The organism is Denitromonas iodatirespirans (genome assembly GCF_018524365.1).
Classification (GTDB): Bacteria; Pseudomonadota; Gammaproteobacteria; order Burkholderiales; family Rhodocyclaceae; genus Nitrogeniibacter; species Nitrogeniibacter iodatirespirans.
In genome coordinates this window covers 94,897-118,112 of record NZ_JAEKFT010000009.1, presented here as the reverse complement: position 1 = coordinate 118,112, position 23,216 = coordinate 94,897, and the positions used below count along the sequence as shown (strand labels likewise).

General features: G+C 68.9%; 18 protein-coding genes. 11 read left to right on the top strand and 7 right to left on the bottom strand.

Features of this window, described 5'->3' with window-relative positions:
• Window positions 1-95 precede the first annotated feature (95 nt).
• Genes I8J34_RS10185 through I8J34_RS10175 form a run of 3 tightly spaced genes read right to left on the bottom strand, consistent with a single transcriptional unit; the run spans window position 96 to window position 2,942 of the window.
• The gene (locus I8J34_RS10185; RefSeq protein ID WP_214361292.1) at window positions 96-950 is read right to left on the bottom strand and encodes a cache domain-containing protein; all 855 of its coding nucleotides are present in this window, start codon (window positions 948-950) and stop codon (window positions 96-98) included.
• A gap of 37 nt (window positions 951-987) precedes the next feature.
• On the bottom strand, window positions 988-1,641 hold the full coding sequence (locus tag I8J34_RS10180) for a response regulator (protein ID WP_214361291.1): 654 nt from the start codon (window positions 1,639-1,641) through the stop codon (window positions 988-990).
• A complete protein-coding gene (locus I8J34_RS10175) occupies window positions 1,638-2,942 on the bottom strand; it encodes a sensor histidine kinase (RefSeq protein ID WP_214361290.1) in 1,305 nt (434 codons plus the stop codon). Before I8J34_RS10175 ends, I8J34_RS10180 begins: the two co-directional genes overlap by 4 nt.
• Window positions 2,943-3,200: 258 nt before the next feature.
• Between I8J34_RS10175 and I8J34_RS10170 the strand changes: the two genes are divergently transcribed.
• From I8J34_RS10170 to I8J34_RS10160, 3 genes are read left to right on the top strand one after another with little or no spacing between them, the layout of a single operon-like run.
• On the top strand, window positions 3,201-5,084 hold the full coding sequence (locus I8J34_RS10170) for a methanol/ethanol family PQQ-dependent dehydrogenase (protein ID WP_214361289.1): 1,884 nt from the start codon (window positions 3,201-3,203) through the stop codon (window positions 5,082-5,084).
• 54 nt (window positions 5,085-5,138) lie between these two features.
• Window positions 5,139-5,720 carry a pentapeptide repeat-containing protein gene (locus I8J34_RS10165; protein WP_214361288.1) on the top strand — a complete coding sequence of 194 codons (582 nt, stop codon included), beginning with the start codon at window positions 5,139-5,141 and terminating at the stop codon, window positions 5,718-5,720.
• A gap of 27 nt (window positions 5,721-5,747) precedes the next feature.
• Window positions 5,748-6,260: a c-type cytochrome gene (locus I8J34_RS10160; RefSeq protein ID WP_214361287.1), complete on the top strand. Its 513-nt coding sequence runs from the start codon at window positions 5,748-5,750 to the stop codon at window positions 6,258-6,260.
• 92 nt (window positions 6,261-6,352) lie between these two features.
• Here the strand turns inward: I8J34_RS10160 and I8J34_RS10155 are convergent, their stop codons facing one another.
• The gene (locus I8J34_RS10155; RefSeq protein WP_214361286.1) at window positions 6,353-8,137 is read right to left on the bottom strand and encodes a PQQ-dependent methanol/ethanol family dehydrogenase; all 1,785 of its coding nucleotides are present in this window, start codon (window positions 8,135-8,137) and stop codon (window positions 6,353-6,355) included.
• A 420-nt stretch (window positions 8,138-8,557) separates the two neighbouring features.
• Here I8J34_RS10155 and I8J34_RS10150 point away from each other — a divergent pair, with 420 nt between their 5' ends.
• From I8J34_RS10150 to I8J34_RS10125, 6 genes are read left to right on the top strand one after another with little or no spacing between them, the layout of a single operon-like run.
• Window positions 8,558-9,319 carry a quinoprotein dehydrogenase-associated SoxYZ-like carrier gene (locus I8J34_RS10150; RefSeq protein ID WP_214361285.1) on the top strand — a complete coding sequence of 254 codons (762 nt, stop codon included), beginning with the start codon at window positions 8,558-8,560 and terminating at the stop codon, window positions 9,317-9,319.
• Window positions 9,316-10,248: a quinoprotein relay system zinc metallohydrolase 1 gene (locus I8J34_RS10145; RefSeq protein WP_214361284.1), complete on the top strand. Its 933-nt coding sequence runs from the start codon at window positions 9,316-9,318 to the stop codon at window positions 10,246-10,248. The genes I8J34_RS10150 and I8J34_RS10145 overlap by 4 nt, the downstream gene beginning before the upstream one ends.
• Before the next feature lie 5 nt (window positions 10,249-10,253).
• Window positions 10,254-12,566, top strand: coding sequence for a TonB-dependent receptor (locus I8J34_RS10140; protein ID WP_214361283.1), 2,313 nt, complete (start codon window positions 10,254-10,256; stop codon window positions 12,564-12,566).
• Window positions 12,566-13,939 (top strand): histidine kinase, encoded by a 1,374-nt coding sequence (locus I8J34_RS10135; RefSeq protein ID WP_214361282.1) that lies wholly within the window; start codon window positions 12,566-12,568, stop codon window positions 13,937-13,939. Before I8J34_RS10140 ends, I8J34_RS10135 begins: the two co-directional genes overlap by 1 nt.
• Window positions 13,936-14,583 carry a response regulator gene (locus I8J34_RS10130; protein WP_214361281.1) on the top strand — a complete coding sequence of 216 codons (648 nt, stop codon included), beginning with the start codon at window positions 13,936-13,938 and terminating at the stop codon, window positions 14,581-14,583. The genes I8J34_RS10135 and I8J34_RS10130 overlap by 4 nt, the downstream gene beginning before the upstream one ends.
• On the top strand, window positions 14,580-16,700 hold the full coding sequence (locus tag I8J34_RS10125; RefSeq protein WP_214361280.1) for a 4Fe-4S binding protein: 2,121 nt from the start codon (window positions 14,580-14,582) through the stop codon (window positions 16,698-16,700). The genes I8J34_RS10130 and I8J34_RS10125 overlap by 4 nt, the downstream gene beginning before the upstream one ends.
• Here I8J34_RS10125 and I8J34_RS10120 read toward each other — a convergent pair.
• The gene (locus I8J34_RS10120) at window positions 16,697-17,461 is read right to left on the bottom strand and encodes a DUF1365 domain-containing protein (protein ID WP_214361279.1); all 765 of its coding nucleotides are present in this window, start codon (window positions 17,459-17,461) and stop codon (window positions 16,697-16,699) included. The genes I8J34_RS10125 and I8J34_RS10120 overlap by 4 nt on opposite strands.
• 224 nt (window positions 17,462-17,685) lie before the next feature.
• On the opposite strand from I8J34_RS10120, the gene I8J34_RS10115 reads away from it, so the two are divergent.
• Entirely contained in the window at window positions 17,686-18,591 is a 906-nt protein-coding gene (locus I8J34_RS10115) for a MerR family transcriptional regulator (RefSeq protein WP_214361278.1), read from the top strand.
• Window positions 18,592-18,678: 87 nt separating this feature from the next.
• Window positions 18,679-20,043: an HD-GYP domain-containing protein gene (locus tag I8J34_RS10110; RefSeq protein WP_214361277.1), complete on the top strand. Its 1,365-nt coding sequence runs from the start codon at window positions 18,679-18,681 to the stop codon at window positions 20,041-20,043.
• Window positions 20,044-20,061: 18 nt separating this feature from the next.
• Here I8J34_RS10110 and I8J34_RS10105 read toward each other — a convergent pair whose 3' ends face one another.
• Window positions 20,062-21,993: an ABC-F family ATP-binding cassette domain-containing protein gene (locus I8J34_RS10105; protein ID WP_214361276.1), complete on the bottom strand. Its 1,932-nt coding sequence runs from the start codon at window positions 21,991-21,993 to the stop codon at window positions 20,062-20,064.
• 179 nt (window positions 21,994-22,172) lie between these two features.
• A complete protein-coding gene (locus tag I8J34_RS10100; protein WP_214361275.1) occupies window positions 22,173-23,123 on the bottom strand; it encodes an aldo/keto reductase in 951 nt (316 codons plus the stop codon).
• Window positions 23,124-23,216: the final 93 nt, after the last annotated feature.

Below are 23,216 nucleotides of genomic sequence, written 5' to 3'. Positions count from 1 at the left end.
CTGCACGCGCGAAACCGCAGGGGCCGGCGTGTGGGCGCCAGCCCCTGCCCGCTTCGCAGAATCGGGCCGCCCTCCCTGGTACGGCCCGCCCCTTTTTACTCCTGGTAGTAACCCACCCCGATCAGGGCGCCGGCCTCGCGGCGCACATACGAGCGCTTCTTCTCGACCGCGTTGGTCACCGGGTTGCGCCACACGTAGTCGACCACCGCCTCCTGGCCGGATTCGGTCTTGTCGATCATCTCCTTGACGATGGCGTCGCCCTCGGCGTCGGTCAGGCCCACGGCGTCGGTCCCGGTCAGGGACGGGTTCATGCCCATGGCGATGAACTTGCCACTGGTCAGATCCACCGCGAACACGTAGAGGTCGTCCTTGACGAAGACGCCGTGGCGGTCGTTGAAGGCGGCGACGGCCTTGTCGAGGCCCTGGGTCTGGGTGTAGCCGATGGCCCGGGTCAGCATCTTCTCGGCGTCGGCCGCGGTGGAGCGCGGCGCGAAGTAGCCCACGCCCAGCACGTAGTCGTCGACCTTGCGCACATAGCTCACCTTGGGCTCGACATGGTTGGTCTTGCGGTTCAGCCACATGTAGCGCACCTGGCCTTCGCCGTTGCGCGCGGTGGTGTCGATCATGTCGCGAAACAGCGGATTGCCGGCCGCGTCGGTGGTGCCCAGCACATTGAGCCCGACCAGCGCTTCGGGCGCCGCGCCGCTGGCGTGGTAAGTGCCCTTGCTGTCGATCACGAAGACGTACAGGTCCTTGTTGACGAAGTTGCCCTTCTGGTTGTTGAAGGCGGCAAAGGCACGCTCGGGGCCGTTGGCCTGCATGTACTTGACGGCCTTGTCGAACATGGCATGGGCTTCGCGCGGGGTGGCGCGGTCAGCGGCGAAGGCGCCAGTGGCCAGACAGAGGCTCAAGGCCGTTGCAGCAGAAATGCTCAGGTATCGGCGGTTCATGGTTTCAGGTTCCCTTGAGAGTTGAAGGTGATGAAAGTCAGCATGGCAGCGAGCTTGGGGTCGGCAGTTCGACCAAGCCATGCCGGGCGGCCAGCCTGAGAAGCGAAAAGTCGGATTCGGTATCGAGCTTCTGGCGCACGGCCGACAAATGGTTGAGCACCGTCTTGTGGCTCAGGTGCATCTGGCTGGCGATGCGCGGCGGCGATTCGCCGCTGGCGGCCATGCGCAATACCTCAAATTCGCGCGGGGTCAGCCGGGACAGTACATCGTCCTTCTCGATCGCCGCATTGGCAAGCGCCTGGGCCACGTCGGGCGACAACACCCGCCGGCCACCGGCCACTTGGCGAATGGCACCGATCAGCTCGCCCGGATCGCTGCTCTTGGTGAGGTAGCCGACGGCGCCGGCGCGAAAGGCCTGGGTGACGAAGCCCGGGCTGTCGTGCATGCTCAGCACCAGCACGCGGATGCCGGGCGCCCGGGCCAGGATGCGACGAATCGCTTCGATGCCGCTGGCACCGCGCAGGCTGAGGTCCACCATCGCGACATCGAGCGCGATATCGCGCGCGGCGGCATAGGCCTCATCGACCGTCGCCGCTTCGGCCATCACGCGCATATCCGGTTCGGCGTCGACGAGACGCCGATACCCTGAACGCACGATGGCGTGGTCGTCGAGAAGAAGAATCCTGATCATGCGCTTTCGCCTCCTGTGCCTTGCTCCAGCAGAAGTTCCCAAGCAATCATCACGCCAGACGGATCGCCATCCTCGAAGCGCAGCTGCCCCCCCACCATGGCCGCTCGCTCGCGCATGCCGCGGATCCCGCACCCGGCATGTCTTTCGAGGGTCTCGGCACGGCCCACGCCGTCGTCGGCGATGCGCAGCACGAGGCGCGTCGCGCCAACCTCCAGGGCAATCTCGACCCGTGTCGCACGGCTGTGCCGCAGCACATTGGTGAGCGCCTCCTGAACCACCCGGTAGAGGGCCAGCGCCGCCTGCGCGGGTAAGCTAGGCAAGGCATCGGGCAGCGCGATGCGGACATTCATGCCGGCCGCCCGCGCGGCCCAGCCATGCGTATAGTCCCGCACCGCCGCCAGCAAGCCCACCTGTTCGAGCCCGTGCGGCCTGAGCCGGGCGAGCAACTGGCGCACATGGTCTTGCACCCGCCCGGACTCGCGCCGGATCTCGGCCGCCGAGTCTGCCAGCGCCTTGGGGTCGGCTCGCCCGGCATTGCGTTCGATATAGGCGGCGGTCACGGCCATCGCGGCAAGCGACTGACCCAGCTCGTCATGCAACTCGCGCGCGATGTCGCGACGCTCCTCTTCCTGGACGCGAATCAAGCGCCGCGTCAGCGCACTCTCGCGCTCGCGGGCAGCAGCCAGGCGGGTTGCCAGCTGATCGATGGCTTGTGAGATCCGCACGAACTCCGGCAACTCGAACTGGGCCGGCGCCGCGCTCGGGCTGCCCTGGTCGATCGCCGCCAGACGCCGTTCCAGCTCGCGCACCGGCGACAAGGCCCGCCCCACGGCCATCCACACGGAGACCAGCGCCACGGCTCCGAAAGCCACCAGCGCGAGCAGCAAACGTGACGCGTCCTGAACGATTTCGGCCACTTCGCTGCGCGGGTCGGCCCGGATCAGGAACACCTCGTCCCCCATCTCGACACGTTGCACCACCGGCTCGGCCAGGCCCTCGCGCTGCAGCCACGCGGCCAGCCAATCGACCAAATCGGTTGATCCGTTCTGGAGCGGTCGCTCCATATCGGAGCGCTCCTGAGTCACCGACAGGTGACGCAGCGGCGCATCGCCGGCCGAGGCCAGCGCCGCCGGCCCCTCGGTGGCGAGCGACAACATCACGCGGGCAAGCCGCGACGAGGCGGCCATCTCGTCGGCCACATCCTCGCGTAGCGACGCTGCCACCAGCGCGCAGGCCACCACCAGCAAGGCCAACAGCACGCTGCCGAGATACAGCAAGAGTTTCCGTCGCAGATCCATCATCGGGTGCCCTCGGTCATGCCTTATTCCCAGCAAGGGACATGCCCGGCAACCGACAGGCACGGGCGCGACCGTCGGGCAAATGCCCACAGCCCCCAGGCCGGGAAAATTTCCCGGCCCGCACGGGACGGGGTCCCGGGCCGACGCGGCATCGCACACCGATACTGAATGCGTCGCCCGTCGCGGCGGTGCCTCGTGCCATCCGGCACCGGAGCGGCGGACATCGCGATACCACATCGATTCTGGAGACAAGGAACAACCATGACACCGACCAACCGCCCCCTGAGGGTTCCCTACCGCCCCCTCGCCATCGCCATTGCCATGAGTCTGAGCCTGCCGGCCGTGGCCGCGAAACCGGTCACCTGGCAAGACATCCAGAACGACCATGCAACGCCTGGCGACGTGCTGTCCTACGGACTGGGTCTCAAGGCCCAGCGCTACAGTCCGCTCACACAGATCAACACCGACACGGTGGCCGCGCTGACACCGGCCTGGAGCTTCTCCTTCGGCGGTGAGAAACAACGCGGCCAGGAAGCGCAGGCGCTGGTGCACGACGGCGTGATCTATGTGACCGCCTCCTACTCGCGCTTCTTCGCCATCGACGCCAAGAGCGGCAAACGGCTGTGGGAATACGAGCACCGCCTGCCCGACGACATCCGCCCGTGCTGCGACGTGGTCAACCGCGGCCCCGCGATCTACGGCGACAAGGTTTTCTTCGGCACACTCGACGCCGCCATCGTGGCGCTCAACAAGGACACCGGCAAGGTCGCGTGGAAGAAGAAGTTCGGCGACCACAAGGTCGGCTACACCATGACCGGCGCTCCCTTTGTCGTGAAAGACCAGAAGAGCGGCAAGGTCCTGTTGGTACACGGCTCGTCCGGCGACGAATTCGGCGTGGTCGGCTGGCTCTTCGCCCGCGACCCCGACACCAGCGAAGAGATCTGGGCCCGCCCGATGGTCGAAGGCCACATGGGCCGCCTCAACGGCAAGGACAGCACCCCCACCGGCGATGCCAAGGCGCCGAGCTGGCCCGACGATCCGAAGTCCCCCACCGGCAAGGTCGAGGCCTGGAGTCACGGCGGCGGCGCGCCCTGGCAGACCGCAAGCTTCGACATCGAGAACAACATGGTGGTGATCGGCGCCGGCAACCCGGCCCCGTGGAACACCTGGAAGCGGACCAAGGAAGGCGACGACCCGCGCAACTGGGACAGCCTCTTCACCTCCGGCCAGGCCTATGTCGACGCCAGCACCGGCGAGCTCAAGGGCTTCTATCAGCACACCCCGAACGATGCCTGGGACTTCTCCGGCAACAACTCGGTGGTGCTCTTCGAATACAAGGACCCGAAGAGCGGCAAGATGGTCAAGGCCTCGGCCCACGCCGACCGCAACGGCTTCTTCTTCGTGACCGACCGGCAAAAGCTCGCCACCGGCGCCGGCTACCCCAACAAGCCCACCTCCCTCATCGGCGCCTGGCCGTTCGTCGACGGCATCACCTGGGCCACGGGCTTCGACCTCAAGACCGGCAAGCCGATCGAGAACGGCAACCGCCCGCCGCAGCCCAAGGCCGGGGCCGACAAGGGCGAATCGGTATTCGTCTCGCCGCCCTTCCTCGGCGGCACCAACTGGATGCCCATGTCCTACAGCCCGGACACCGGTCTGTTCTACATCCCGGCCAACCACTGGGCCATGGACTACTGGACCGAGCACCTCACCTACAAGGCCGGCTCGGCCTATCTCGGCCAGGGCTTCCGCATCAAGAAGCTGCATGACGATCACGTGGGCATCTTCCGCGCGATCGATCCCAAGACCGGCAAGATCGTCTGGGAACACAAGGAAGAGTTCCCGCTTTGGGCCGGCACCCTCACGACCGCCGGCGGCTTGCTGTTCTCCGGCACGTCGGACGGCTACGTGAAGGCCTTCGACGCGAAGAACGGCAAGGAACTATGGAAGTTCCAGACCGGCTCGGGCGTGGTGTCGGTGCCGATCACCTGGGAAATGGACGGCGAGCAGTATGTCGGCATCCAGTCGGGCTATGGCGGCGCCGTGCCGTTGTGGGGCGGCGACATGGCGGATCTGACCCGCCAGGTCACCCAGGGCGGCTCCTTCTGGGTCTTCAAGCTGCCCAAGCAGCTGGCGGCCAGGTAATACGGCAAGCCGGGGCGGCCCCCTGCCGCCCCGGCACCCACCGGAACCCAAGCGATGATTCGATACCGACCCCTTGTGCCCCTGCTCGCGACGCTGCTGACCGGTGGCGTGGCAGCCGGCGAGGCGACGACGTCCGACACGCTGGTGATCAACGGCTGCCCGATCTGGCCATACACCCGCTGTCCGGGGGCCGACCTGCGCCATGCGGACCTGGTGGGCAAGAACCTGGCGGGCGCCGATCTGCGTGGGGCCAACCTCACGCGAGCCGACCTGCGCGGCGCCAACCTCGCCGGCGCCAACCTCGAGGGCGCCAACCTCACCGCGGCCCGGCTGCAAAAGGCCAACGCACCCGCCGCCAATTTCCGTCACGCCAAGCTGATCGGGACCGACTTCGAAGCGGCGCGCCTGATGCGCAGCGATCTGTCCGGCGCCGACCTGACCGGTGCCAGCCTCGAATTCGCCCGGCTGAACTTTGCCTGGCTGGCCGGTGCGCAACTGATCTCCACCAATCTCCAGGAAGCCAAGTTCGCCACCGTCAATCTGCGCGGCGCGCGCATGTCGGGCTGCCTCACCCGCTTCACCATCTTTCCCGACGCCGATTTCGAAGGCTGCCAGGGCTGTCCGACCGACTGGTAGGCCACAGGCTGCAACAGGAGACACCCCATGCCCACCCCCTGCCGCCCGACGATTCTCCCTCTGCCGCCGCGCCTGAGTGCCTGTGCCATCGTCCTCCTGAGCGCTTACGCGCTGCTGCTGCCCGCCCCCTCGCAGGCGGCGGATCTCGCCGCGCCCGATGTCGACACCGCCGGCCTGGCCGCGCTGAGCGACCCCGACACGGAGCGCAACCCCTATCGCGGCGACGCACGGGCGATCGCCATCGGTCGCGAGGCCTTCAACCAAACCTGCGCCGTGTGCCACGGCGCCGATGCCGACGCCCACCGGTCGCCGGCGCCGGACCTGCGTCGCATCGGGCAAAGTTGCCGGCGGGTGGCCGAACCGGCGCTCAGGCTGCGCTGCCAGACCGACGCGGACTACTACTTCCGCAGCACGGTCGAGAAAGGCAAGATCAAACTCGGCATCGAACACATGCCGCCGTGGAAAGGCATCCTGTCGACGGAACTGATCTGGGCGATTCGCAGCTTTGTCGAATCCGCCCCCCGGACGAGCCACCCATGACAGCGGCAACCGCCCGCCCGTCAACGACAAAAGGGCGGCATGCGCGCCGATGCACGCATGCCGCCCCAAGGGCACGAATCAGCGACGGTGGATCAGCTCTTGTGGAGCTTGAACACCCACACCGAACCGCCCTGCTCGAGGAAGTTCACCCGCTTGGCCACTTCGCCGCCCCACAAGGGCACGGCGCCGCCCCAACCGGAGACCACGGCGATGTACTGCTCGCCGTCCTGTTCCCAGGTCACCGGAGGTGCGACCACACCCGAACCAGTCTGGAAGCTCCACACTTCCTTGCCGGTCTTGGCGTCGAGCGCCTTGAGGTAGCCTTCAGGCGTGCCATAGAAGGTCAGGCCGCCACCGGTGGTCAGCACACCACCCCACAGCGGGGCGTAGTTTTTGTTTTCCCACACGATCTTGCCGGTCACCGGATCGACCGCGCGCAAGGCCCCGATGTATTCCTCGTTGAGCGGCTTGATGGTGAAGCCGGCGCCCAGGTAGGCGGCACCCTTCTTGTACGAGACCGGCTCGTTCCAGATGTCCATCGCCCACTCGTTGGCCGGCACGTAGAAATAGCCGGTCTTCGGGTTGTAGGCGATCTGCTGCTGGTTCTTGCCGCCGAGGAAGGATGGTGCGGACAGTACGACCTCGCCTTTCTTGCCATCGGCGCCCTTGGCGGGGTCGCCCGGGCGGTTGCTGTCGTCATACACCGGACGGCCGGTCTTCAGGTCGATGCTCTTCGCCCAGGTGATCTTGTTCACGAAGGGGAAGGCATTGAGCAGATTGCCGTTGGTGCGGTCGAGCACGAAGAAGAAGCCGTTGCGGTCGGCCTTGCCACCGGCCTTGATGGTCTTGCCATCCTTCACGTAGTCGAAGGAGACGAACTCGTTCACCCCGTCGAAGTCCCAGCCGTCATGCGGCGTGGTCTGGTAGTGCCAGACGATCTTGCCGGTGTCCGGGTTGATCGCCACGGTGGCGGAGGAGAACAGGTTGTCGCCCGGGCGCAGGTGGCTGTTCCACGGGGCCGGGTTGCCGGTGCCGGCGAAGATCAGGTTGGTTTCCGGATCGTAGGTCGCGCCGTTCCAGGTAGCCGCGCCGCCGGTCTTCCACAGGTCGCCCGGCCAGGTGGCGTTGGTCGTGCCCGAAATACCGGCCTCTTTGGCCTTGCCGTCGGCGCCGTAGGTGTAGCCCATGTGGCCTTCGACCACCGGGCGGATCCACTTGAGCTTGCCGGTCTTGGCGTCGCGCGCCTCGACCCGGCCGACCACGCCGAACTCGCCGCCCGACACGCCGGAGATGACCATGCCCTTGACGATGATCGGCGCCGCCGTCATCGAGTACCCGGCATGGTAATCGTCGACCTTCTCTTTCCACACGACCTTGCCGGTCTCGCGGTTGAGGGCCACCAGCTGTGCGTCGAGCGTGCCGAAGATGACCAGATCGTCATACAGCGCAGCGCCGCGGTTGACCACGTCGCAACACGGCATGATGCCGTCCGGCAGGCGATGCTCGTACTTCCACAGCTTCTGACCGGTCTTGACGTCGATGGCGTAGAGGCGGCTGTAGGAGGCCGTCACGAACATCACGCCATCATGGATCAGCGGCTGCGACTCCTGGCCGCGCTGCTTCTCCCCGCCGAAGGACATCGACCACACCGGCACCAGATCCTTCACCGACTCGGTGTTGATCTGCTCCAGCGGCGAATAGCGCTGACCCTGCGTCCCCATGCCGAAGGACACCACATCGTTCGCGGTCGTCGCGTCCTTGAGGATATCGGCGTCACTCACGCCCTTTGCCTGAACGCTGCCCATGGCCATCACCGACGCGGCGATCAGCGAAACTGCGGCGGCCCAGTGCTTATTGGATTTGCTCCTGCCTTCCATCGAGTTACCTCCTTGAGTTTTTATGTCCTGCCCGCTCTCGCCCGACAGGGCCAAAACCGGACATGGCAGGGATCTTCCGCAAGAGCCATGCCACGGCACTCGGCCCGCGCCCGCCACGGCGCCAAAAAAACCGCACATTCCCCGCGGCCCCGCCAGTCGCGCCCCTTGAAGCACCCCGCCTGTCACACCTGTCGCAGCGCCGCTGCGCCAGGCGTGCTGCTTCGAAACACGTCAACTGTCCCAAAGTGACACATCACGCCTGACACGCCACCGCGCCATCCGCCCACCAACACCGGCGCCAGCGCGCCTCATCGCCCGTAACGGCACGGAATCCCGGCCGGCCGCCGAGCTGGCACGCGGCTTGCGACGTCATCCCCAAGCCATAGAGCGGGCACACAGTCCGCCGACCCGGAGACATTCATGACTGCGTTGTCACGCCTTGCCGTGTTCGCGCTGGCCCTATGGGCCGCCCACGCACTTGCCGAACCCGACCCGCTCGACTCCGCCCGCTGGGGCGACATGCGCGCCCAGCTGTTCGACGGCGCCACGGTGGTGTTCGACCCGCGTGTCGGCGTCACTGCGCCGCTCACTGCCGAAGACCCGATGAACGTGCCCATCGCGGTGGATGCCTCGGCTTTATCCAATGTAGTTGAAGTTCTGGTGTTTGCCGACTTCAATCCCATTACCAAGGTGCTGGCCTTCCGGCCCCTCGGGGCGCGTGCCGAACTGGCCTTCCGCATCAAGCTGCAGCAGTCCTCGCCGGTGCGTGCCGCCGCGCGTACCGGCGACGGCGTATGGCATGTGGGTGGCACCTGGGTCATCACCACCGGTGGCGGCTGCACCGTGCCGTCCACCGGTTCGGCCTCGCCCGAATGGCAAAGCCGGCTCAACGAAGTCAGCGGCCGCATCTGGTCGCGTCCGGAGGGCAACCGCGTGCGCGTACGCATCATCCATCCCATGGACACCGGCCTGGCCGCCAGCATCCCGGCCTTCTACATCGAGCAGTTGGCCGTCACCGACAGCCAGCAACGCGTGCTGATGGAGATCGACGCCTTCGAGCCGGTGAGCGAAAACCCGCTGTTCACCCTCGACCTGCCGCCCGAGGCCGGCGAGCTGGCCGCGATACGCATCACCGGCCGGGACAACAACGGCAACCGGGTCGACGCGCAGGTGGCCCGATGACACGCCTGCTCGCCCTCCTCGCACTGATCGCCGCGGCCGGCAGCGCCATGGCCGCCGGCTTCGACTACCACCTCGCCCCGCGCCAGATCGCCCCCGGCACCTGGGTGCTCGAAGGCAAGCAGGAAGACTTCACCTTTGCCAACGGCGGGCGCATCGTCAATACCGCCTTCGTCGTCACCGAGGCCGGCGTGGTGGTGATCGACAGCGGCCCCTCGCGCCAGTACGGCGAGCAGACCGTGGCCGCCATCGCCCGCCTCACCGGCCAGCCCATCGTCAAGGTGTGGATCACCCACCACCACCCCGACCACTTCCTCGGCAACCAGGCCTTCCCGCCCGCCACGCTGAGCGCGCTGGCGCAGACCACCACCAGCATCGAGACCGAGGGCAAGGCCTTCAACGAGAACATGTACCGCCTGGTCGGCGACGCCATGCGCGACACCGAGGTGGTGCTGCCCACCCAGAGCGTAGCGCCCGGCACGGTGGACATCGGCGGCCACCGCTTCGAGCTGCTGGCGCTCGACGGCCACACCGCGGGCGACCTGGCGGTGTTCGACCACCGCACCGGCGTGCTCTTCGCCGGCGACCTGGTCTTCCACGACCGCACGCCCACCACCCCGCACGCCACCATCGCTCGCTGGCTCAAGAGCCTCGACACGCTCGACGCCCTGCCCTTCAAGCAGGTCGTGCCCGGCCACGGCCCGGTCGCCGCCGACAACGGCCCCATCCGCCAGACGCGCGACTACCTCCACTGGCTCGACGGCGTGCTCAAGCAAAGCGCCGCCGCCGGCCTCGACATGACCGAAGTCATGCATCTGCCGCTGCCGAAGATCTTCCGCCAGCTGGCGGTGATCGATACCGAATATCCGCGCTCCGTCAGCCACCTGTACCCGGCCGTCGAAGAAGCGGCCCTCAAACCCAGCGCCCACTGATTCCCATGAAACCCGTCCTCCCCCTCGCCCTGCTGATCGCCTGCACCGCCGCCCACGCCGCCGACCCTGCCACCCTCGGCACCGTCGAAGTCGTCGGCACCGCGCCGCTACCCGGTCTCGATGTGCCGGCCGACCACGTGCCCGCCGCCATCCGCACGCTCGACGACCAGGCCCTGCGCAAGGCCGGTGGCGCCTCGCTGGCCGAAAACCTGCAGCGCCGCCTGCCCGGCGTGTCGGTCAACGACATCACCGGCAACCCCTTGCAGGCCGACCTCAACTACCGCGGCTTCACCGCCAGCCCGCTGCTCGGCACGCCGCAGGGCCTGTCGGTGTTCATGGACGGCGTGCGTCTCAACGAAACCTTCGGCGACGTAGTCAGCTGGGACCTGATCCCGCAGTCGGCCATCGCCGACCTCACCCTCGCCCCCGGCGCCAATCCGCTCTACGGCCTCAACACCCAGGGCGGCGCCATCGGCCTGCACACCAAGCGCGGCGACACCCACCCGGGCGGCGAGGCCTCGCTGGAGAGCGGCTCCTTCGGCCGCACCCGGGCCAGCCTGTCGCACGGCGGGTCCAAGGACGAACTGTCGTGGTTCGTCGCCGGCGACGCCCTGCATGACGACGGCTGGCGCGAGCACTCGCCCTCCGAAGCCGGCCAGCTCTTCGGCAAGCTGGCATGGACCACCGCCACCACCGACATCGCCCTCACCCTGGCCCAGGCCAACACCGACCTCATCGGCAACGGCCTGACCCCCACCAGCCTGCTCTCCGAGAACCGCCGCCACATCTTCACCCACCCCGACCAGACGCGGAACCGCAGCACCCTGCTGGCGCTCAGCGCCACCCACTGGCTCGGCGACGCCGACCGCCTCGCCGCCAACGCCTACCTGCGCCGCACCCGCTCGCGCACCCTCAACGGCGACGCCAACGACGACTACGAAGACGCCTACGAGACCTGGGTCGGCGGCGGCATGATCGGCCCGGCCCCGGACGAGACCGGCGTGCTCAACCGCACCGCCACCGACCAGAACGGCGCCGGCCTCGGCCTGCAATGGACGCATTACGCCGAGCGCCACCAGTTCGCCCTCGGCGTAAGCCACGACCGCGGCCATGCCCGCTTCTCGCAGACCGCGCAGGAAGGCGAGCTGACCGACAACCGCGGCGTGGATACCGACGAAGCCAGCGAACTGGAAAACAAGCTCTCCGGTCGTACCCTCACCAGCAGCATCTACCTCACCGACACCGTCGCCCTGGCGCCCACCGTGCAGCTGACCGCCTCGGCCCGCTACAACCACACCCATGTCATCAACCGCGACAAGCTCAATCGCACGGCCCCCAACCTCGATGGCGACTTCACCTACAACAAGCTCAACCCCGCGCTCGGCCTCACCTGGCAGGCCAGCCCGGCGCTGACCGTATATGGCGGCGCCAGCCAGAGCAACCGCGCGCCCAGCCCCATCGAGCTCGGCTGCGCCGACCCGGCCAACCCCTGCACCCTGCCCAACGCCCTGGCCGCCGACCCGTTCCTGGCGCAGGTGGTCACCCGCAGCCTCGAATTCGGCCTGCGCGGCCGTGCCGGCGAGGGCCTGCGCTGGCATGCCGGCCTGTTCCGCGCCACCAACCATGACGACATCCTCTTCGTCGGCACCTCCACCAGCGCCGGCTACTTCACCAACTTCGGCCAGACCCGCCGCCAGGGGCTGGAGCTGGGCGCCAGCGGCAATGCCGGCGTTTTCGACTGGCGTGTCGACTACACCTGGCTCGACGCCACCTTCCGCAGCAGCGCCTGCCTGCTGGCCGAAAACAATTCCAGCCGCGGCCAGAGCGCCGAATGCACCGCCGACGGCCAGGACGACGAGATCCTCGTCTCGCGCGGCGACCGCATGCCGGGCCTGCCGCGCCACAGCCTCAAGCTCGGCCTCGACTGGCGTGCCGGCGAGCGCCTCACCGTCGGCGCCAGCGTGCTCGCCTACAGCGGCCAGACCGCCCGCGGCAACGAGAACGGCAAGCACCGCGCCGGCAGCGCCACCGACCGCTTCGGCAAAACCCGCGAGTTCGACGACAAGGGCGAGCTGCCCGGCTACGCCATCGTCAACCTCTCGGCCGACTATCGCCTCGGCAGCGGCTGGACGCTGTTCGGCCGCATCGACAACCTCTTCGACCAGCGCTACGCCACCGCCGCCGCGCTGGCCGAGAACCCCTTCGTCGATGGCAACTTCCAGGCCGACCCGGACGACTGGCGGCGCGAGCGCTTCGAAGCGCCGGGCACCCCGCGCGCCGGTTGGATCGGCCTGCGCTACGCCTGGGGCGCACGCTGATGCACCGCCCGGCCCGCCTCGATACCCGCGTCAGCCTGGTCGTCACGCTGACCGCCGCGCTGCTGCTGGCACTCGGCGGCGGGCTGTGGCTCGCCGCCACCCGCGACGCCATCCATGAAGAAGTCGAAGCCGCCAGCCGCGTCGCCGAGCAATGGGTGACGGTGCTGGTGCGCGATTCGGCCGCCGATACCGAGCATCTCGTCGGCCAGCTCGCCGCCGTCGGCCGGGTGCGCGCCAACCTGCTCGAACTGCACGACGCCGACGGCCGCCTGCGCTACCGCTCGCCCGGCCCCACCTACAAGGCCGGCCGCGAGGCACCGGCCTGGTTCGCCGCGCTGCTCGCCCCGCAGTTCGCCCCGCGCCAGATCGCCGGCGGCGATGTCGTGGTCCGCCTGCTGCCCGACGCCTCGCGCTCGGTGCTCGACGCCTGGGACGCCGCCACCGCCGTGGCCGGCTGGGCACTGGCCCTGCTGGTGCTGCTCGGCGTGGCCGTGCGCCGCGCGGTCGATCGCGCACTGGCGCCGCTGGCCGAGCTGGAGTCCGCCCTCGACCGCACCGGCGACGGCCGCTTCGACATCCGCCTGCCGCGCCAGCGCAGCCTGGAGCTCGACCGCCTCGCCGAACGCTACAACCAGATGGCCGCCCGCCTCGCCGACTCGCTCGACGACAACGCCCGCCTCGAAGAAGACCAGGCCTTCGCCCGCGCCCTCACCGCCCGCCTCGAAGACGAACGCCGCCAGCTGGCGCGCGAGCTGCATGACGAATTCGGCCAGGGCATCACCGCGGTGCGCGCCATCACCGGCGCCATCGCCCAGAAAAGCCGCAACGACGCCAGCCTGCACGGCAACGCCCAGGCCATCCTGGCCATGACCGGGCAGATGCAGGACGGCGTGCGCGCCATCCTCGAGCGCCTGCGCCACCCCGCCGCCGAACCCTGCGCCCCGCTCGGCGAGGCGCTCGCCACCTACTGCGACCACTGGCGCGGCTGCTACCCGGCCATGGATCTGGCGCTCGACCTCGCGCCGCTGCCGCCGGGGCTCGATGCGCGCTTCAGCCTCAACGTGCTGCGCCTGGTGCAGGAGGCGCTGACCAACATCGCCCGCCATGCCGACGCCCGCCATGTGCGCCTGCAACTGGCCACCTCGGCCCACGCGCTGCGCCTGCACATTTCCGACGACGGCCGCGGCTTCGACGCCTCGGCCCCCACCGCGCGGCTCGGCCTCACCGGCATGCGCGAACGCGTCGCCGACTACGGCGGCCGCCTCCAGCTCGACACCCGCCCCGGCGCCGGCACCGCGCTCGGCATCGACCTGCCCTGGCCCGCCAAGGCCAGCGCCCCCTCCACCACCTTCGCCTCGGGAGACTGTCCATGAGCACCCACCCCCTGACCGGCCTGCGCCTGGTCATCGCCGACGACCATGCCGTCGTACGCATGGGCTTTCGCCTGCTCCTCGAAGGCGCCGGCGCCACCGTGGTGGCCGAAGCCGAGAGCGGCGAGCAGGCCCTCGCCCAGGTGGCCGAACACCGGCCCGACGCGCTGATCATGGATGTCTCCATGCCCGGCCAGGGCGGCCTGGCCACGCTGGAGCGCCTGATCGCCCGCCACCGCGGCACCCGCGTGCTGATGCTCTCGGCGCATGACGACATGCAGATCCCCGCTCGCGCGCTCAAGGCCGGTGCCACCGGCTACCTGTGCAAGCGCGCGCGGCCCGAGGAACTGGTGCGCGCAGTCGGCTGTGTGGCCCGCGGCGAGCGCTATATCGACCCCGAGCTGGCCCCGCGTCTGGCGCTGGCCCAGTTCGCCGACAGCGATCCGGCGGCCTGTCTGTCGGAGAAGGAGTTCGCCGTCTTCCAGCAGCTGGCGCGTGGACAGTCGGTGGCCGAGGTGGCCGACACCCACCACCTGGCGCCGAGCACCGTCGGCACCCACCTGTATCGCATCAAGCAGAAGCTCAACGCCAGCAACGCCGCCGAGCTGGCGCTGATCGCCGTGCGCAGCGGCCTGATCGAAGTGTGACCCAACGTCTTCGGGCGCTGCGCGCGCTCGCCTTCGCCGGGCTGGCCTTGCTGACAGCGGTGGCCGGCGCCGGTCAGCTCAGCCGGGCCGATGTCGCGCGGCGCATCTCGCCGCCGCTGCAGGTCGGCGAGCAGCCCGTGGACACGCCCGCCTGGCCGATCACCAGCGAGCTCACGCCCGAGGCCGGGCCGGTCGGCTGGGTGTTCGAATCCATCGACCTGGCGCCGATCCCCGGCTTCGAAGGCACGCCCTACAACCTGCTCATCCACATCGACAGCAAGGGCACGCTGGTGAGCGTCGAGTTGCTGCGCCAGCATGAGCCGGTTTTCCTCAGCGGCCTGGGCGAAGCGCCGCTGCGCGACTTTCTGGCGCAATACGCCGGCCTCACCCTGAGCCGCCCGATCACCGTGTCCACCGCCTATGGCGAGCGCGGCGCGCGCGGCGACGATGGCCGCGTGGTGCTCGACGGCGTCACCAAGGCCACCGCCTCGGTGCGCATCGCCAACCAGACCGTGCTCACCGCAGCCCTCGCCGTGGCCCGCGCGCGCCTCGGCTTTGCCGGCGCGTCGCAGCAGGCGCCACCGGCCGAGGTGCGCGACGATGTTTACGACGCGCGCAGCTTCGACGCGCTGCTGGCCGACGGGTCCATCGCCCATCTGCGCCTCAGCCATGCCGATGTCGACGCCCTGTTCGCCGACAGCGACGGCGCCGGGCGCGACCCGCCGGACGCCACAGTCACCGAGCTGTACGTCGCCTACCTCAACCCACCGACCATCGGCCGCGCCCTGCTCGGCGAGGCCGGCTACGCGCACCTGCGCAGCTTTCTCGAACCCGGCCAGCACGCCTGGTGGGTGGCCACCGCCGGCCCGGACAGCTTCATCGACGCGCAATTCGTGCGCGGCACCTCCCCCGCCCGGCTCGGCCTGCGCCAGGCCGGCACCCCCTTCGAGCTGCGCGACTTCGACATCGCCCCGCCCCCACCGCCCGGCGCGCCGCCGCTCAACGCGGCGCTGGTGCTGCGCACATCGCCGCTGTCGGGTCTCGACCCGGGCGCCGAACAGCAGTTCTCGCTGAGCTTCACCCGCGAACACGGGCAGATCCTGCCGCAGCGTGTGCTGCGCGAAGCCACGCTCGACTACACCCCACCGGCCGCCTACTTTCACTTTCCGCCCGCACCGCTGCCGGACTGGCTGATCGCCTGGCGCGAGCGCGCGATCGAGCTGTCGGTGATCGCCGCCGCACTGGTGCTGCTCAGCCTCGCCTTGGCGCGGCCGCGCTGGCTGAGCGTGTCGGCCACACGGCTGCGGCGCTTCCGCCTCGGCTTTTTGCTGTTCACGCTGGTCTATCTGGGCTGGTATGCGCAGGGCCAGCTGTCGATCGTGCAGCTGACCGGCGCGGTCAAGACGCTGGCCGCTGGCCAGACGCTCACCAGTTTTCTCTACGACCCGGTGTCGCTGCTGGTCATCGCCTTCACGCTGGTGAGCTTCTTCGTCTGGGGGCGCGGCACCTTCTGCGGCTGGTTGTGCCCCTTCGGCGCGCTGCAGGAGTTCGCCGCGCTGATCGGCGCGCGGCTCGGCCTGCGCCCGCGCCGGCTGCCGCCGGCCCTGGCGCGCGTGCTCGACCACGGGCGCTACGTCATCCTGCTCACGCTGTTGCTCTGCGCCGCGCTGGCGCCGGCGCTGGCCGAGCGGCTGGTGGAGGTCGAGCCCTTCAAGACCGCCATCACCGTCGGCTTCGACCGCGCCTGGCCCTTCGTGCTCTACGCGCTCGGCCTGCTGGTGCTCGGCGCGCTGTACTACAAGTTCTTCTGCCGCTACCTGTGCCCGCTCGGCGCAGCGATGGTCATCGGCGGCAAGCTGCGCCGCTTCGCCTGGCTGCCGCGCCGCGCCGAATGCGGCCAACCCTGCCAAACCTGCCGCCATCGCTGCGCCTATGACGCCATCGACCGCAACGGCACGATCCGCTACGACGACTGCTTCCAGTGCCTGGACTGTATCGGCATCTACCATGACGCCGAGCGCTGCGCGCCGCTGCTGCTGTACCGGCGCAAGGGGCGGCGGGTCGCCCCGGCGGCACCCCGGCGACGGACCGCCGCCAGTGCAACACTGCCGCGCTAGGGCTTCCCGAGCCTTGGCCGCGGCGGCGGTGTCGCTCCGCGAAAGGGCACGCCCTTGACCCATAGCCGGAATGCTTGCCAGTGGATGCGCAGCATCACGCCGGCGGTCAGAAACGGCATGCGCAAAAAGGCGCCCAGCAAGCGACGGGTGCCCCAGGGCTGTGGCCGGCCGGCGATGACGGTGCGCAGCAATTCGCCCTCGGCGTCGTCATAGTCGATGTGCACCCGCGGCATCGCGCCGTCGAGATGAAAGCGGAAACGATAGCGGCCCACGACCTCGCAGAAGGGCGATACATGAAAGACCTTGTCGGCGGCCAGCGTTTCGCCGTCGCGCAGCGGTGCGCCGTCGGGGTGGTGCAGCAGGTAGCTGTGACGGCCGCCGAAGGTGTTGTTCACCTCGGCCAGCACGGCGATCAGGGCGCCGTCCGGCCTATGGCAGAACCAGAAGCTGACCGGGTTGAACACATAGCCGAACACGCGCGGAAAACACTGCAGCATCACCGGCCCGTCGTCGGGCAGGCCGCGCTCGCGCAGGCGGGCACGGATCCAGGGCGCCAGCGCACTGCCATCACGCGGGCCATGGTCGGCGGTGCGAAAACCGAGCACGCCCCAGCGGTCGACGGCGAACATCGGCCCGCGGGTGGCCGCCGGCTCGGCCACCGGTAGCTGCACATAGAACACCGGATAGGTGAAGGCGTTGTGTGCCGGGCGCAGACGACGATGATGGACCTGGCCGACGAACAGGCGCGGGCGTGTATCCATGCGCATCAGGGCGCCAACCCCGGCAGTTCGGCGTCGGCCTCGTGCTGGCGGCAGGGAGCGACGATCGTCGCGGTATTCATGGGGGCGCTCCTGATGGCATCGGCGACTCGGCGAACGTGCCAGGCGACGACGCTTTTTGTCCTAGACAATAAAGCTCATGGCCGCTACGATAGCCTCATCGAAAAATGCCGTCAATGAGCGCCACGCGCTTGGGCAGGATACCCATGGAAACCCCCGCTTTCAGCATTGCCGCCGTCGAGCGCGACACCGGTCTGTCCAAGGACGTACTGCGCATGTGGGAGCGCCGCTACGGCTTCCCCACCCCGGGCCGCGACGCCAACGGCGAGCGCATCTACCCGCCCGAACAGGTGGAGCATCTGCGCCGCGTCAAACGCTTGATGGATCTGGGCCATCGCCCGGGCAAGCTGCTCGCCGCCTCGCCCGAAACCCTTGCCGCGCTGGGGCCGCGCCGGGCAGCCGTGCGCGAGGCCGAGGCCGGCCCCGAGGACGAAGCGCTGGCGGAATTGCTGGGCCTGATCAAGCAACATGATGCCGCCGCTTACCAGCACGCCATGCAGCAGCGACTGGCCCGCCAGGGCCTTCAGGATTTTGTCCAGCACACGGTGGCGGTGCTGACCCGGCGGGTCGGCACGGCCTGGGAAGACGGCAGTTTCGAAGTGTTCGAAGAGCATCTGTTCACCGAACTGACCAAGCGCCTGCTGCGCCAGGCCATCGCCACCCTGCCCGGCGGCGCCCGCCGGCCGCGCATCGTGCTCACCAGCGTGCCCGACGAGGAACACGCCCTCGGCCTGTTGATGGTCGAGGCCCTGCTGGCGCTGGAAGGTGCCGACTGCATCCCGCTCGGCACCCAGACGCCGCTGCAGGACATCGGCCGGGCCGCCGATGCCCACCGGGCCGATATCGTGGCGCTGTCGTTCTCGTCCGCCTTTCCGCAACGCCAGATCGGCGCGCTGATCACGCAGTTGCAGGCGCTGCTGCCCGGGCACACCGAGCTGTGGGTGGGCGGCGACGGCGTGGCGCGGGTGAGCGCGGCCGAGCGCTTGCGGGTCTTGCACTCGCTCGACGACACCACCGCCGCGCTGCGCGACTGGCTGGCCACCCACGGCTGAGCCCCGGCACCGGTCAAGTCCCGATCGGCGCCGCCGTAGACCCTCGGGTACGGGGCCTCGTCCCCCGCCTTGTAGGAGCGGCACCCGATGCCGAAGTCACTCAAGCTGTCCCAACTCATCGGCGCGCTCAGCCACGCCCTCGACATGACCGAGGGCCAGCCGCCCGGCCATTGCGTGCGCTGCTGCTGGATCGGCGTCCATATCGGCCGCGAGATCGGGCTCGACGACGCGAGCCTGTGGGAGCTGTACTACACCCTGCTGCTCAAGGATCTGGGCTGTAGCAGCAATGCGGCGCGCATCTGCGAGCTGTATCTGGTCGACGATCGGCAGTTCAAGCATGACTTCAAGCGGGTCGACGGCAGCCTGCCCCAGGTGCTCAATTTCGTGCTGCAGCACACCGGCCTGAAAACCGGGCTGGCCGAGCGCTTCCGCGCCCTGCTGACGATCTTCCGCGACGGCGAGCGCATCGCCCAGGAACTGATCCAGACCCGCTGCCAGCGCGGCGCCGACATTGCCCGGCAGCTGCGTTTCGGCGAGCGGGTGGCGATGGGCGTGCACGCGCTCGACGAGCACTGGAACGGCGGCGGCCGGCCCGACCGGCTGGCCGGCGAGGCGATTCCGCTGTATGCGCGCATCGCGCTGCTGGCCCAGGTGGTCGATGTGTTCCACACCGCCGACGGCGCCGCGGCGGCGCTGGCCGAGACCGAGGCGCGCGCCGGCGATTGGTTCGACCCCTCGCTGGTGGCGGCGCTCGGGCGGGTCGGTGCCGACCCGGCCTTCTGGGCGATGTTGTCCGACCCCGGTCTCGATGCCGCAGTCTTTGCGCTGGAGCCGGGCCGCGCCGAAGTGGCGCTGGACGACGACTACCTCGACGAGATCGCCGCCGCCTTCGGCCAGGTGGTCGACGCCAAGAGCCCCTACACCTCGGGGCACAGCGCGCGCGTGGCGCTCTACACCGACATGGTGGCCGAAACGCTGGGCCTGTCGGCCGGGCGCCGGCGCTGGCTCCGGCGCGGCGCGCTACTGCACGACGTGGGCAAGCTCGGTGTCTCGAATGCCATCCTCGACAAGCCCGGCAAGCTCGACGCCGACGAATGGGCGGCCGTGCAATTGCATGCCACCCACACCGAGACGATCCTGAAACGCATCCCCGCCTTTGCCGAACTGGCGCGGGTATCGGCCGCGCATCATGAGCGGCTCGACGGCGGCGGTTATCCGCGCGGCCTAACGGCCAAGAACATCTCGCTCGAGACCCGCATCATCACCACCGCCGACATCTTCGACGCGATCACCGCCGAGCGCCCCTACCGCGGTGCGATTCCGATCCCGAAGACCCTGGAGATCATGGCCGAGAACGTCGGCACCGCCATCGACGCCGACTGCTTCGCGGCGCTCAAGGCCGCGCTCGCGCGGCTCGACGCCGCCCCCGAGTGCACGGCACGCGCCGCCTGAAGCGCGAGCGGCGCGCCCTCAGGTCGCCGCGTCGATCTCTTCGGAGAGCACTAGCCAGCGCTCTTCATGCGCGGCCAGCTCATCGGCCAAGGCCTGCACCTGGCGGCCGATCTCGCCGATCTGCGCCGGCGGCAGCGGTGTGGCCAGGCGGGATTCGAGCGTGTGCTTCTGGGTCTGCAGATCGAGAATCACCTGCTCCAGCCGGCCCAGATCGCGCTGCAGCGCCTTGAGCTCGTTCGCGGATTTCTTGCTGGCGGCCGGCGCCGGCGTGGCCGCAGGCGCGTTCTTCTGCGCCTTTTGCGCTTCCTTGACGCTCTCGCGCACCCGCTTGGCTTCGTCGAGCAGGTAGCGCTGGTAGTCGTCCAGGTCGCCCTCGAAGGGCTCGACGCCGCCATGCGACACCAGCCAGAACTCGTCGCACACCGAGCGCAGCAGCGATCGGTCGTGGCTGACCAGCATCACCGTGCCTTCGAACTCGTTGAGCGCCATGGCCAGTGCCTCGCGGGTGGCCAGGTCGAGGTGGTTGGTCGGTTCGTCGAGCAGCAGCAGATTGGGCCGCTGCCAGACGATCATGCACAGCACCAGCCGCGCCTTCTCGCCGCCGCTCATGGTGCCCACCGGCTGCTTGACCATGTCGCCGCTGAAATTGAAGGTGCCGAGGAAGGTGCGCAGATCCTGCTCGCGCCCGCTCTGCCCGGCCGGCACGCCTTCCTTGGCCATGCGCACCATGTGTTCGAGCGGGTTGTCGAGCGGGCGCAGCACGTCCAGCTCCTGCTGGGCGAAGTAGCCGATGTTCAGCCCCTTACCTTCGACCACGTCGCCGCTGATCGGCGCCAACGTGCGCGCGATGGTTTTGACCAGGGTCGACTTGCCCTGCCCGTTGGCGCCGAGGATGCCGATACGCTGGCCGGCCATCACCGACTTGCTCACATTGCGCACGATCACCGTCGGCGGCGTGCCGGCCGGGGCGTCGGGCAGCGGCGGGTAGCCGAAACAGGCCGAATCCATGGCCAGCATCGGGTTGGGCAGATTGGCCGGCTCCTTGAATTCGAAGGTGAAGTCCGCACTGGCCAGCACCGGCGCCAGTTTTTCCATGCGGTCCAGCGCCTTGACCCGGCTCTGCGCCTGCTTGGCCTTGCTGGCCTTGGCCTTGAAGCGGGCGATGAACTTCTGCAGGTGGGCGATCTTGTCCTGCTGCTTGGCGTAGGCGTTCTGCTGCAATTCCATCTGCAGCGCGCGGGTGTCCTCGAAGGTGCTGTAGTTGCCGCCGTAGCGGGTGAGCTTGGCGTTGTCGATATGCAGCGTCACATCGGTAATCGCGTCGAGGAATTCGCGGTCGTGGCTGATCACCAACAGCGTGCCGGTGTAGCGCTTGAGCCAGGCTTCGAGCCACACCAGGGCGTCGAGGTCGAGGTGGTTGGTCGGCTCGTCGAGCAGCAGCAGGTCTGACGGGCACATCAGCGCCCGCGCCAGTTGCAGGCGCATGCGCCAGCCGCCCGAAAAGCTGTTGACCGGGTTGCACAGCTCGGTGGTCTTGAAGCCCAGGCCCAGGATCAGCGCCTGTGCGCGGGCCTGAGCGTCGTGTGCGCCGGCGTCATGCAAGGCCATGTAGGCATAGGCCATGCGCTCGCCGTCGCCGCTCGCCTCGGCCGCGTGCACCTCGGCCTGCGCCGCCACCAGCGCGGTGTCGCCCTCGATCACGAAGTCGGTGGCCGACTGCTCGGTCTCGGGCATGTCCTGTGCCACCTGCGCCATGCGCCACTGCGCGGGGATCGAAAAATCGCCCGCGTCTTCATGCAGCGTGCCGTTGAGCAAGGCGAACAGGCTCGACTTGCCCGCCCCGTTACGCCCCACCAGACCGACCTTTTCACCGGGGTTGAGGGTGGCCGAAGCGTTGTCCAGCACCACCTTGGCGCTGCGGCGCAGGGTGACGCCTTTGAGGATGATCATGCGGGTGGAACTCCAGCGGGGTCTGGCAACGACATGCGGCGAGACGGAAAAAGAAGCGTGCCGGACGAACGCCCGGACGGCAAGGGCGGGAGTATCCCCGCCCGCGCCGGCAGCCGTCAAACGCATCGGTCTGCGAAATGGGTTTGTCGTATTGAAGCCGGAGATCCCACCGCGATGGATCACAGGCGGTCGAACGCCTCGGCCATGTAGCGGCGCAAGGCCGCGTCCGGCAGCGGCCCCGACAGCGCGCCCATGTTCTCGTGCATGTGCGCCAGCTGTGAGGTAGCCGGAATCGCGCAGGTGACCGCCGGATGCGAAATGACGAATTTCAGGAAAATCTGCGCCCAGTTCGCACAGCCGATCTCGGCTGCGTAGCCGGGCAACGGCCTGCCGCGCACATGGTCGAACAGCCGCCCGCCGTCGAAGGGCCGGTTGATGATCACCGCACAGCCGCGCTCCGCCGCCAGCGGCAGCAGGCGCGCGTCGGCGCCCCGGTGGGCGATGTTGTAGGTGAATTGGACGAAGTCGAAAGCTTCGCGCCGCATCAACGTCGCGAACTCTCCCTGCCGGCGGCCGTGCGAGGTGGTGATCCCCAGGTAGCGCAGCTGCCCCTCGGCCTTCATGCGGCGCAGCACGGGCAGGTGCGCCTCCCAGTCGAGCAGGTTGTGGATCTGCATCAGATCGAAGCGCGGTAGCCCCCATAGCGCCAGCGAGTGCGCCATCTGCTGCTCGCCCAGCCAACGCCCCGGCGTCCACACCTTGGTGGCAGAAAAGAGCGCTGCGGCGCCCGGGCTTTGTGGCAGCAACTCCCCCAGCACCGCCTCGGCGCTGCCGTACATCGGGGAGGAATCGATCAAGCGTCCGCCCGCGGCGAAGAAGGCCTGCAGAATCTGCCAGCGGGTCGTGAGCGCCTCGCTCGCCGTCAGCAAGCCGCCTCGGCCGACGTCGAAGGTGATCCAGGTGCCCATGCCGATGGCCGGCAGGCGCTCGCCGGTGGTGGGCACCGGCCGGCGCAAGATCGCCGCCGCCGGCACCCCCAGTGCCGCCAGCATCGCCCCGCCCAGAAAGCGGCGGCGCGCGGCCGCAAAACGGGAAACAGCGCGCGGGCATGTCATGCCGGGCGTTCGCATGGCCAGTTCCGTTTCTCGCTTCGAGACGGGTTGGACCACCGCGTACGGCCTGCGGTTCGGAGCAGTTTCTTCCCTGGGGACGGTCGACCAACC

Excerpts from the sequence above, each read along its gene's own strand:
- I8J34_RS10120 (WP_214361279.1), bottom strand. The coding sequence starts at position 17,461 with ATGGATACACGCCCGCGCCTGTTCGTCGGCCAGGTCCATCATCGTCGT.
- I8J34_RS10105 (WP_214361276.1), bottom strand. The coding sequence starts at position 21,993 with ATGATCATCCTCAAAGGCGTCACCCTGCGCCGCAGCGCCAAGGTGGTG.
- I8J34_RS10165 (WP_214361288.1), top strand. The coding sequence starts at position 5,139 with ATGATTCGATACCGACCCCTTGTGCCCCTGCTCGCGACGCTGCTGACC.
- I8J34_RS10175 (WP_214361290.1), bottom strand. The coding sequence starts at position 2,942 with ATGATGGATCTGCGACGGAAACTCTTGCTGTATCTCGGCAGCGTGCTG.
- I8J34_RS10145 (WP_214361284.1), top strand. The coding sequence starts at position 9,316 with ATGACACGCCTGCTCGCCCTCCTCGCACTGATCGCCGCGGCCGGCAGC.
- I8J34_RS10115 (WP_214361278.1), top strand. The coding sequence starts at position 17,686 with ATGGAAACCCCCGCTTTCAGCATTGCCGCCGTCGAGCGCGACACCGGT.
- I8J34_RS10180 (WP_214361291.1), bottom strand. The coding sequence starts at position 1,641 with ATGATCAGGATTCTTCTTCTCGACGACCACGCCATCGTGCGTTCAGGG.
- I8J34_RS10110 (WP_214361277.1), top strand. The coding sequence starts at position 18,679 with ATGCCGAAGTCACTCAAGCTGTCCCAACTCATCGGCGCGCTCAGCCAC.
- I8J34_RS10155 (WP_214361286.1), bottom strand. The coding sequence starts at position 8,137 with ATGGAAGGCAGGAGCAAATCCAATAAGCACTGGGCCGCCGCAGTTTCG.
- I8J34_RS10170 (WP_214361289.1), top strand. The coding sequence starts at position 3,201 with ATGACACCGACCAACCGCCCCCTGAGGGTTCCCTACCGCCCCCTCGCC.
- I8J34_RS10160 (WP_214361287.1), top strand. The coding sequence starts at position 5,748 with ATGCCCACCCCCTGCCGCCCGACGATTCTCCCTCTGCCGCCGCGCCTG.
- I8J34_RS10140 (WP_214361283.1), top strand. The coding sequence starts at position 10,254 with ATGAAACCCGTCCTCCCCCTCGCCCTGCTGATCGCCTGCACCGCCGCC.
- I8J34_RS10130 (WP_214361281.1), top strand. The coding sequence starts at position 13,936 with ATGAGCACCCACCCCCTGACCGGCCTGCGCCTGGTCATCGCCGACGAC.
- I8J34_RS10185 (WP_214361292.1), bottom strand. The coding sequence starts at position 950 with ATGAACCGCCGATACCTGAGCATTTCTGCTGCAACGGCCTTGAGCCTC.
- I8J34_RS10135 (WP_214361282.1), top strand. The coding sequence starts at position 12,566 with ATGCACCGCCCGGCCCGCCTCGATACCCGCGTCAGCCTGGTCGTCACG.
- I8J34_RS10100 (WP_214361275.1), bottom strand. The coding sequence starts at position 23,123 with ATGCGAACGCCCGGCATGACATGCCCGCGCGCTGTTTCCCGTTTTGCG.
- I8J34_RS10150 (WP_214361285.1), top strand. The coding sequence starts at position 8,558 with ATGACTGCGTTGTCACGCCTTGCCGTGTTCGCGCTGGCCCTATGGGCC.